Source organism: Paraburkholderia sp. GAS32 (genome assembly GCF_050434225.1).
GTDB lineage: Bacteria > Pseudomonadota > Gammaproteobacteria > Burkholderiales > Burkholderiaceae > Paraburkholderia > Paraburkholderia madseniana.
The window spans coordinates 139,294-149,747 of sequence record NZ_JBNPVS010000007.1 but is presented as its reverse complement, the minus strand read 5'-3'; the positions used below and the strand labels follow the sequence as shown (position 1 = coordinate 149,747).

Genomic DNA, 10,454 nt, shown 5'->3' with positions numbered 1-10,454 from the left:
TGAGCATGGTTGCACCTTTTTAAAAGCCCTGTACGGCGGGGGTTTGCGCCGAATGGCGCTGCGCGTGGCGACGGCGGTTGCGATCAGTACTTTCCCTGGCGTGATTCTTTTCGCTTTTACCCTTATCAGATTGCTCGGCGCGCCGTTATACAGAATATGGATGGTCGCGGCCGCAAGGCACGCACATAAAAACGGTACGGGGTTTTAGAGGACTGGCGAAATGGAAAAGTGGTTAGTGATATTGGGCATCTGGGCGATGTGCGCCACGTGTGGCGTGCTTTTCATCCGCGGCGCGACGCGCGGCCCGGGCAGACGTGAGACGGAAGAAAGACGGGCGCGTCCGGCATCGCGCGCATCGGCTGGCGATGCGCGGGCAGCTTTGAACGATTGAGGGGCTAAGCCGGACGGTTAATGATGGACATCAAGACGCCGCTCCTCGACTGACACCGCAAAGCAGGTACGCGCCGCACGGCTCACACCGGGCGGCGATGCAAACGCACGCGTCAATGCCGTGGAATGGGGTCGTACTGCGCGCAGGTGTCGTCAGGCGAAACGAGCTGGTCGTGCAGACGGCATAGCCGGCTATCCGCCACGCTCGCGCCAAACCCGGAACTGAACACGGCGAGACCCGGAATGCTCTGCTCCAGTGAATGCCGATCCTCGGCGCGATACCGGCAGCTTGCGCAGCGCGGCGCGCACGCATCGAAGCGTGCGTGGGCCGTGCCGGCGATGCGGACCGCCTCGCTCATCACGTGCCCTGCCCCAAGCTATTCCAGTACGGTGCGAACACGTGCGCGGACAGCGCGTAGCCGATGGCGATATTGACTACCACGCCCGCCGTAAAGGCCAGGAACGGTTTCAGGCCGGTGGCCGAGAGCGCGCGCAGGCGTGTGGTCAACCCGATGCTCAGGAAACAGAACGTGAACGCCCACGTGCGCAAGGCAGTGATCGGCGCGACGAATTCGGGCGTGACGACCTTGCGGTAGTCGGCCAGCGAGTAGTGGCTGGCGATCCACGTCACCAGCGCTGAAGCGATTACGAAGCCGATCACGAACTTCGGAAAACGCGCCCAGATTTCACCGGCGTTCGCCTTCGCTTTGACGCCGCTGTCCTGCGACTCCCAGCGCGTCGTCGCGACGATGGCGAGCACGAACGCCCAGATACCGATCCAGATATCGCGGCCGACCACCTTCATCAGCGTGAACGCCTGCAGCGATGCCTCGGGGGCGCCCGCAATCGCACCGCCCGCGTGTTTCGCGAAGTCGCCGTAAGCTTGCGCGGCGGCAATACCCGCGGCGTCGGCGAACTCGGACGTGCCGATCCATGCGCCCGCCACTGCTGTCGAGAGTCCCAGCGAGCGCGACGCAAAGGGCAGGACGAAAATCATCACGATCGCCCACAAGACCACCAGCGTAATCGCTACCGACACCTGCTCGCGTTTGGCGCGCACCGCACCGGCAATCGCGATCGCCGCCGACACGCCGCACACCGCGCCACCCACGCCCAGCACGGCCGCAAACCGCCGGTCGAGACCGAACGCCTTGGCGGCAAAGAAGATCACGAAGAACGTCACGAGCGAGACGATGGTCGCCTGCCCGACCGCGACCGGCCCCGCCCACACCAGCAAGGTGAACGGCAGCGTCGCGCCGAGCAACACGATGCCGACCTTGATATAAAACTCCACGCGCAAGCCCGCTGAAAACCACTCGGGCAACGTGAACACATTGGAAATCAGGAGGCCGAGCGCCAGTGCCACCAACGGCGGCTCGAGGTTGTACTTCGACGCATTGACCCACGCGCCCAGCGTGAAGATCAGCGCCGATGCGATGAACAGGATCAGGAACGAGCCAAGGAAAATGCCGACCCGCTGCTTCAGCGCGGCAAGGCTCACGCCGAACAGCACAGCGAACACGACGAACAGCGCGACATAGTTCGGCAGATGCTTGCCGATGTCCTGCGCGGCCTGTCCCACGCTCGCCCATTTGGCGGGCGCCACCGCCAGCCACTTGATGCTGCTGCCCGAGGCGAACAGCGCCCAGGCAATCACGATCACCAGCAGGCCGATCCAGACGGCCCACCAGTCTTCAGTTGAAAAGAGCCCGCCGCCGTGTGCGCTATGGTCACTGCGCGGTTTGCCGGGCGCGGCGCCGGTCGGCAACGTCTGGTTGGTATCGCTCATCGCAAATGCCCCGAGGAAGTTGAGGTGCATCGGCGCGGTATTTTTGAGTTTTGCCTGAAGGTGCGCCGATTCGGCGAAATATAGGCGAGCGACGTCCCAAAACGAAACGACCATTCGCTCTATGAATATGACTTAAAGGAGTAATGCTGCGAAGTTGTCGCAAAGCGGCCGGCAGCGGGCGTCAGATGTCGAGGGGATCGACTTCGAGATTCCAGCGCAGCACGCCTTTCAGGCCGCGCAGCATCGGTTGCCATGCGCGCAAAGTGGCCTGCAACGCGGCCCGCGACGCGCTTTCGATCAGCAATTGCGCCCGATGTACGTGCATCACCTTGACGATGGTGAGCGGCACGGCGTCATAGACTGTCACGCGCCCGGCGGCCGGGATCTCCGTCAGCGCGGCGGCCGCCTGCTGCAGGAACGCGAGCGCGGCTTCGAGTGTGCGGCCTTCGGCGCGCAGCAAAGCCTGATAGGCGAACGGCGGCAGATGAGCGTCGCGCCGCTCGGCCAGCGTCGAATTGGCAAAGCCGACGTAGTCATGTCGCCCCAGCGCGTGATACAGCGCATGGCGCGGATAGCGCGTCTGCACCAGCACTTCACCCGGCAAACCGGCGCGGCCTGCGCGGCCGCTCACTTGCATCAATTGCGCGAAGAGGCGTTCGCTCGCGCGGAAGTCGTGTGAAAACAAGGCGGTGTCGGCGTTCAGCACGCCGACCAGCGACACCCGCTGGAAGTCGTGGCCCTTTGCGATCATCTGCGTGCCGACGAGGATGTCGACCTCGCCGGCGTGGACATCGGAAAACAGCGCCTGCGCGCTGCCTTTGCGGCGTGTGCTGTCGGCGTCGATGCGCAGCACGCGGGCGCCGGGCACCGCGCTCGCCAGCGTTTCTTCGACGCGTTGCGTGCCGCGTCCCATCGGCGCGATGTCGACATTGCCGCAGTCCGGGCACGAGCGCGGAATGCGCGATTCCCAGCCGCAGTGGTGGCAGCGCAGCGCGCGCTCCGGTTTGTGCAAGACGACGTAGGCGCTGCAGCGTGGGCAACCGGCCACCCAGCCGCAGGCGTCGCAGGAGAGCTGTGGTGCGTAACCGCGCCGGTTCAGGAACACGAGACTTTGCTCGCCGCGCTCGAGCCGCGCCTTCAACGCCGCAATCAACGGCCCGGACAAACCCTCCACCGAGGCCCGCCCGCGCCGCCGCTCTTCTTCGAGATCGATCAGCTTGACGGTCGGCAGAACGGCCTCGGCAACTGCACGGCGCGACAGCGTGAGACGCTTATAGCGGCCCTGATCCGCCTGCCACCAGCTTTCCAGCGACGGCGTAGCCGAGCCGAGCACAACCGGCAAACCGAGTTGCTTGCCGCGATAGATCGCCAGATCGCGTGCCGAATAGCGCAAGCCTTCCTGTTGCTTGTAGGCCGGATCGTGTTCTTCGTCGACGACGATGATCGCGAGTTTCGGCAGCGAGGCAAGCACCGCCAGCCGCGTACCGAGCACGATGCGAGCGCGCCCGGTGTGCGCCGCGAACCAGTTGCGGGCGCGTTCGCCTTCCGCGAGACCGCTGTGCAGCGTGACGATCGAGGTGCCTTCGAGCGCGGCAAAACGCGCACGGAAGGCCGACTCGAACTGCGGCGTCAGATTGATTTCAGGAACGAGGACGAGGGCCTGCGCGTCGGGCTTCGCCGCCAGAATCTCGGCGAGCGCGCGCAGATACACCTCGGTTTTGCCGCTGCCCGTCACGCCGTGCAGCAGGAAGGGCGCGAAGCCGTTCGCGTCGCGGATCGCTTCGACCGCAGTCGCCTGTTCGTCGGTGAGCGTGGGTAGGACGGGTGCGGGCGTATCCGGTGATGCGGGGCCAGCGAGCACCTCGGCGGCTTCGATCACCTCCAGCGCGACCCAGCCTTCGGACTGCCATGCGTCCAGGGTTGCGATGGCTTTGGGATGAAGCGCGCGAGCCTCGGCGGCGCTCAGAAACTCGGCCTCCGCCAGGGCCTGGGCAAGCTTGCGCAATGCGCTTGCACGCGCCGGCAATGTTTCCGGCAACGCGGCGCGACCCTCGGCGGTCAGGCTGTAGCGCTCCTCCGGCGCGAACAGGCGCGACCAGCGCGACGCGTCACGCAGGGCTTGCGGCAAGGCAGGCAGGGCCACTTCCCCGAGGCCGCGTTGATAGTAGTCGGCGGCGAAGGCTGCGAGTCGCAGCCATTCTGTCGACACGGGCGGGCAGGCGGTACAGACATGGGTGACCGCTCGCAGACGGTCAGCGGGTACGTCACTGTGAGTGGTCACTTCGCACACGAGACCCACCACGTGACGCTTACCGAATGGCACGCTCACCATCATGCCCGGCGCGACACGCTCGGGCGTGTCGCAGCGGTAGTCGAACAAAGTCGGCAGCGGATGATCCAGCGCGACGCGGACGAACACTTCGCTCACGCGCCGGTGTGGATCGGATGAATGGATGCGGCATGACGCCGCGTCACGGTGCACATTGAGCAAACGACGAGTCCGTCGAAGTTAAAGTAAAACTTCAATTTCGGCGCTAAGTTTTGGATTCGGCTGAACAATTGCAATCGGTCCGCTTGCCTGTGGATAACTTTGTTGAGAACTTCGTTCAGATAGGCCGGGAACCGCGCTGCAGCGGCCTTCTGTGGGTTTCCGCACATTTTGCCGTGCCCCCTTGAAACCCTTGCCAGACAAGGCTTAGATCAAATGCGCCTGCAATGTGCAAGGGCTAGGGCACGACGAAAGCTTCTACCGCGCCGCAGCGTGAACAATGTGCATAAGTCAAGTCTTGACTTTCGCAAGACCGCCATCTGACGGCCTGCCGACTACAAATATTCCCTTAGGCCGAGAGCCCAGTTCGCTGCGCTGCAGCAAAAATGGCAACGTTTTCGGCGTCAGCTTGGTGCATGCGCGCCACTGCGAATCGCGCGGCTATGACGATGGACTTCATCCACGAGCTCAGCAACATTCTCCGGCGGCGTGAACTGCGAAATGCCGTGGCCGAGATTGAAAACGTGACCAGGATGATTACCGAAGCTGTCGAGCACGGCACGCGCTTCCATGCGGATTGCGGCCGGCGGCGCAAACAGCACCGAAGGATCGATATTGCCTTGCAGCGCCACCTTGCTACCCACGCGCTCGCGCGCCTTGCTCAGGTTCACGGTCCAGTCGAGACCCACCGCATCCACGCCGATATCGGCGATCTCGTCGAGCCACAACCCGCCGCCCTTCGTGAAGGTGATCACCGGCACTTTTTCTCCGTCGTGATCGCGTTTCAGTAGGCTCACGACCTGCTGGATGTACTGCAACGAGAAGCGTTGGTAGACGCCGTCCGCGAGCGCCCCGCCCCACGTGTCGAAGATCATCACGGCTTGCGCGCCGGCTTCGATCTGCGCATTCAGGTACGCCGCAACCGATTTCGCATTGACGTCGAGAATTCGGTGCATCAGGTCCGGACGCGCGTACAGCATCGATTTGACCGTGCGGAAGTCCGCTGAACCGCCGCCTTCCACCATGTAACACGCCAGTGTCCACGGGCTGCCCGAAAAGCCGATCAGCGGCACGCGCTGGCGGCCTTGCGCGTCGGTCAGCGCGGTGCGGATTTCGCGCACCGCGTCGGTCACGTAGCGCAGCGTGGCGTCGATATCGGGGACGGCCAGGCGCGCCACATCGTCTTCCGTGCGCACCGGACGAGCGAATTTCGGGCCCTCGCCGGCGACGAACTCGAGACCCAGGCCCATGGCGTCAGGCACGGTGAGGATATCGGAGAACAGGATCGCGGCGTCGAGCGGATAGCGCTCGAGCGGCTGCAGCGTGACTTCCGTTGCGTACGCCGGGTTCTTCGCCAGACCGAGGAAACTCCCCGCGCGACCCCGCGTCGCGTTGTATTCCGGCAGGTAGCGGCCAGCCTGCCGCATCAGCCAGATCGGCGTGTAGTCGGTCGGCTGGCGCAGCAGCGCGCGCAGGAAAGTATCGTTCAGGAGTTTATGGGCCACGTTGCGTACGACTGAAGGCAAAGAAGCATTTTACCGGACCCGGCAGGCCGCATCGCGCTTGATGCGGGCAATAACTGTGGCGCACCTTGCTTGCGGCCGGCTTTTTTGCAGCCCGGTGCGGCGCCATGACTCGGCTGAACGGCCAATGTTCAAGCGTGAATTGCCGGGCTATCATCCGACGGCCTTACCAAACAATTACGCGCAATCAAGGAGACTCGATGAACAAGGCAGCACTCGCACTGCTCGGCGTTCTGGCCGGTGTTTTGATGCACGCAGGCGTGGCCCAGGCGCAGAGCGCCGCCACCGCCGCGGCGCCCTCGCGGCTAGACGACATTCTCGCGCGCGGCACGCTGCGCGCCTGTACGACCGGCGATTACAAGCCGTACTCGTTTTACAAGGCAGACGGCCAATTCGAAGGCATCGATATCGACATGGCCGAGTCGCTCGCCAAATCGCTCGGCGTGAAGGCGGAATTCGTCAAGACATCGTGGCCGAACCTGATGAACGACTTCGTGGCGAAATGCGACGTCGGCGTGGGCGGTGTTTCGCCGACGCTCGAGCGCCAGAAGCGCGCGTTTTTCACGCAGGCGTACATGATCGACGGCAAGACGCCGATCGTTCGGTGTGACGACGTCAACAAGTATCAAACGGTGGCGCAGATCGATCAACCGGCGACCCGCGTGATCGTCAATCCGGGCGGTACCAACGAGCGTTTCGCCAAGCAGTATTTCCCGCATGCGAACCTGACCGTCTATCCGGACAACGTGACGATCTTCAAACAAATCCTCGCCGGTAAGGCCGACGTGATGGTGACCGATGCATCGGAGACCCTGCTGCAACAAAAGCTGAATCCGGGCCTTTGCTCGGTGCATCCGGACAAGCCCTTCCAGTATGGCGAGAAGGCTTGGCTGCTGCCGCGCGGCGATGTGGCCTTCCAGCAATACGTCGATCAGTGGTTGCACCTTGCGCGAGCGACCGGGGAATATCAGGCGATCTCGGATAAGTGGCTGAAGTGAAGGTTGTGAGGTGCGGCCTGCGTCGCGCTTAATTGGAAAAGCCAAGCGGCTTGAACGATTAATAGGTCCGCATGGCTGACACAATCGTGTAACCAGACCCCAAGGCGCTACGCAAAACCCGAACAATGCCCTTGAACAAGGGTCCAACGAACCGGCCGCTTGCACGACTACCCTCAAGTGCGGGGTGTTGCAGCGCAGCGCACATACTTGTCCGCACACAGACGGACTTCGTAACGCTGGAAAAGCGCCTGTAGTACAGCCGATTCATGCAGAAAAAGATGAGCATGCAACCATTTCATGCGGAATCGACTGAATGGATTACGCCGCAATATGCGTCGCGAATAGCATCAATCAAGCGTATGAAATTGCGTTACAGTCATCGGTAAAAATTACGTTTAAAACGTTTCGGATTGGAAATAAGTCCCGCAGCGCCTTATCTGGCGGGCGTTACAACCTGAAACACTTTGTTACCGCGCTCGTAGGTTAATTCGCCCACAATGCCCTCAACGGTTTCAACACGGATGTGGCTGGGTGCGTGGTGTGAGCGGATACGATGCACTTGCCGGTCGGCGCTTGCCGAAGCCCTGTGAAGGGGCATCCCTGCTGGGGCCGTAGTCGACGCAGGGTCGTCGTCTCAGTTGGTTCCATCTTTGGTCTCCTCGCGCTAACCCCGTAGCGTGTGGTTTTTAGCGGGCTCCAGGCCCGCTTTTTTTTCGTCTGGTCAAACGTTTGCGAGCTTCCCGGCGGGTCAATTTGCGGCCCACGGATTCATTCGATGGCAAACGGTTTTCCCCAATATGTCGGCCGGCGCCGCGCGAATCTTCGCGCGGCGCCGAACCCGCTTGGCCATCAGGCCGTCTTGTCTTCCTGCACCTTCAATTCACTGATCATCCGTTCGCGCATGACGAATTTCTGCACCTTGCCGGTCACCGTCATTGGCAGTTCGTCGACGAAGCGGATGTACTTCGGCACCTTGTAGTGCGCGATCTGGCCCTGACAGAACTGCTGGATTTCCTCCGCTGTGGCCTGCTCTCCTGAGCGCAATACGATCCACGCACACACTTCCTCGCCGTACTTCGCGTCGGGCACGCCGAAGACCTGCACGCTTTGGATTTTCGGGTGGCGGAACAAAAACTCCTCAATCTCGCGCGGGTAGATGTTTTCGCCGCCGCGAATCAGCATGTCCTTCAGGCGGCCGACGATGTTGCAGTAGCCTTCGGCATCGAGCGTCGCCAGATCGCCGGTATGCATCCAGCCGTCGACGATGCTTTCCCGCGTCTTCGCTTCGTCCCCCCAATAGCCCTGCATCACTGAATAACCCTTGGTGCACAGTTCGCCCGTCTCGCCGATCGGCACGATCGCGCCGAGCGGGTCGACGATCTTCACCTCCAGATGCGGCTGGATACGCCCGACCGTCGTGGTGCGTTTGTCGAGCGGATCGGTAGTCGAACTCTGGAAGGACACCGGGCTGGTCTCCGTCATGCCGTATGCGATCGTGATCTCGTTCAGATGCATCTTCGAGACGACCTTCTTCATCGTCTCGATCGGGCACGGCGAACCGGCCATGATTCCGGTGCGCAGCCGCGAAAAGTCATAAGTGGCGAAATTCGGATGATCGAGTTCGGCGATGAACATGGTCGGCACCCCGTGCAGCGCGGTGCACTGCTCTTCGGCGACGGCCGCCAGGGTGGCAGCTGGATCGAAGCCCTCACCTGGAAACACCATATTCGCGCCGACCGATACGCAGGCCAGCACCGCCAGCACCATGCCGAAGCAGTGATAGAGCGGGACGGGAATGCACAGGCCGTCCTGCTCCGTTAGGCGCATCGCCATCGCGATATAGCGCGCGTTGTTGACGACGTTCCTGTGGGTCAGCGTCGCGCCCTTCGGATTGCCGGTCGTACCGCTGGTGAACTGAATGTTGATCGGGTCGTGGGAGGAAAGCGTCGCGCCGATGGCGTCGAGCCTGGCGACGTCGAGTGTTGCGCGGCCCTGCTCGATCACGTCGGAGAAGGTCAGCATGCCGGGTGTTTCCGTGTCGCACATGCGGATCACGTAGCGCAGATCGGGCAGGCGCGCGGCGTGCAGTTCGCCCGGCGCCTGGGTCGCCAGCTCCGGCGCGAGCTCCTGCAGCATCTCGAGGTACATCGACGTCTTGAAACGCTCTGCGGCAATGATCGCCTTGCAGCCCACCTTGTTCAAGGCGTACTCGAGTTCGGCGAGCCGGTAAGCCGGGTTGATGTTGACGAGCACGGCGCCGATGCGTGCCGTCGCGAACTGCGTAAGCAGCCATTCCACCCGGTTCGGCGACCAGATGCCGACGCGGTCGCCCTTCACGATGCCGAGTGTGAGAAGACCGGCCGCCAGCACGTCGATTTCTTCGGCGAACTCCTTCCATGTCCAGCTGATTCCTTGCTCACGAAACACCACGGCCGGGCGCTCAGGGAAACGCGCCGCGGTGTCGCGCAGAAACTGGCCTACCGGTGCTTCGCTCAACGGGATCTCGGTCGACCCGCGAACATACGACAAATTGTCTTTGGGTTCGATGAGTGCGCCTTCGCCTGACATGTGAGTTGCCATGGTGTTGTCTCCGTGAGCGGAAGCTCGCCCAGTCTATTGAAATGAAATTGAAATCGATTGTGCCACCGGCGCGTGTCTGTACGGCATCAAGTCTTACCCGCACCGCATCGACTGCTGCTGGGGGCGCCGCAACCGCTCATTGTTCGCTCGGAATGCACGATTTTGCTGACCTTTCCGTAAACGTCAAGTGAAGGTCAAAAAAAAGCAGCCACGAAGGCTGCTTTCTCTCTGATACGTGATGCTTCTCTGATACGTGATACTTAGTTCTGACCGCGCAGCTTGCGCAGACGCTGGATCGCAGCGAGCTGAGCCGTCGCGTACGCCAGTTCCGCTTGCGCGGTGGCGTATTCAAGGTTCGAACCCGTGTTCTGCAGCGCTTCTTCTGCGCGCTTGCGTGCATCTTCGGCCTTGGCTTCGTCGAGATCCTTGCCGCGGATCGCCGTGTCGGCGAGAACCGTCACGGCGCCAGGCTGGATTTCGAGGATGCCGCCGGCGACGAACACAAACTCTTCTTCGCCGTTTTCAGCTTCGATGCGCACCGCACCCGGACGAATCCGCGTGATGAGCGGCGTGTGGCCCGGCAGAATGCCGAGTTCACCTGCTTCGCCCGGCAGCGCGACGAACTTCGCCTGGCCCGAGAAGATCTGCTCTTCCGCGCTGACGACGTCTACTTTAATGGTTGCCAT

At 62.4% G+C, this 10,454-nt stretch carries 7 protein-coding genes; 1 reads left to right on the top strand and 6 read right to left on the bottom strand.

The features are described 5' to 3' along the window. Positions 1-503: 503 nt before the first annotated feature. The 4 genes from P3T25_RS11320 to hemE form a co-directional block, all read right to left on the bottom strand. Positions 504-749 carry a hypothetical protein gene (locus P3T25_RS11320; RefSeq protein WP_171925299.1) on the bottom strand — a complete coding sequence of 82 codons (246 nt, stop codon included), beginning with the start codon at positions 747-749 and terminating at the stop codon, positions 504-506. Further along, positions 749-2,179, bottom strand: a complete 1,431-nt coding sequence (locus P3T25_RS11315) for a YeiH family protein (RefSeq protein ID WP_171925298.1) — start codon at positions 2,177-2,179, stop codon at positions 749-751. The genes P3T25_RS11320 and P3T25_RS11315 overlap by 1 nt, the downstream gene beginning before the upstream one ends. Before the next feature lie 181 nt (positions 2,180-2,360). After that, positions 2,361-4,607 (bottom strand): primosomal protein N', encoded by a 2,247-nt coding sequence (locus tag P3T25_RS11310; protein ID WP_429358111.1) that lies wholly within the window; start codon positions 4,605-4,607, stop codon positions 2,361-2,363. A 464-nt stretch (positions 4,608-5,071) separates the two neighbouring features. Continuing rightward, positions 5,072-6,172, bottom strand: coding sequence for a uroporphyrinogen decarboxylase (gene hemE, locus P3T25_RS11305; RefSeq protein WP_429358110.1), 1,101 nt, complete (start codon positions 6,170-6,172; stop codon positions 5,072-5,074). A gap of 218 nt (positions 6,173-6,390) precedes the next feature. Here hemE and P3T25_RS11300 point away from each other — a divergent pair, with 218 nt between their 5' ends. Then, the gene (locus tag P3T25_RS11300) at positions 6,391-7,188 is read left to right on the top strand and encodes a transporter substrate-binding domain-containing protein (protein WP_154558723.1); all 798 of its coding nucleotides are present in this window, start codon (positions 6,391-6,393) and stop codon (positions 7,186-7,188) included. A gap of 849 nt (positions 7,189-8,037) precedes the next feature. On the opposite strand, the gene P3T25_RS11295 is transcribed toward P3T25_RS11300, so the two are convergent. Further along, entirely contained in the window at positions 8,038-9,768 is a 1,731-nt protein-coding gene (locus P3T25_RS11295; protein ID WP_429358109.1) for an AMP-binding protein, read from the bottom strand. Positions 9,769-10,028: 260 nt separating this feature from the next. Then, positions 10,029-10,454, bottom strand: coding sequence for a F0F1 ATP synthase subunit epsilon (locus tag P3T25_RS11290; protein WP_012434800.1), 426 nt, complete (start codon positions 10,452-10,454; stop codon positions 10,029-10,031).

Coding starts and splice junctions, on each gene's coding strand:
- P3T25_RS11290 (WP_012434800.1), bottom strand. CDS start 10,454: ATGGCAACCATTAAAGTAGACGTCGTCAGCGCGGAAGAGCAGATCTTC.
- P3T25_RS11320 (WP_171925299.1), bottom strand. CDS start 749: ATGAGCGAGGCGGTCCGCATCGCCGGCACGGCCCACGCACGCTTCGAT.
- P3T25_RS11295 (WP_429358109.1), bottom strand. CDS start 9,768: ATGGCAACTCACATGTCAGGCGAAGGCGCACTCATCGAACCCAAAGAC.
- P3T25_RS11315 (WP_171925298.1), bottom strand. CDS start 2,179: ATGAGCGATACCAACCAGACGTTGCCGACCGGCGCCGCGCCCGGCAAA.
- P3T25_RS11300 (WP_154558723.1), top strand. CDS start 6,391: ATGAACAAGGCAGCACTCGCACTGCTCGGCGTTCTGGCCGGTGTTTTG.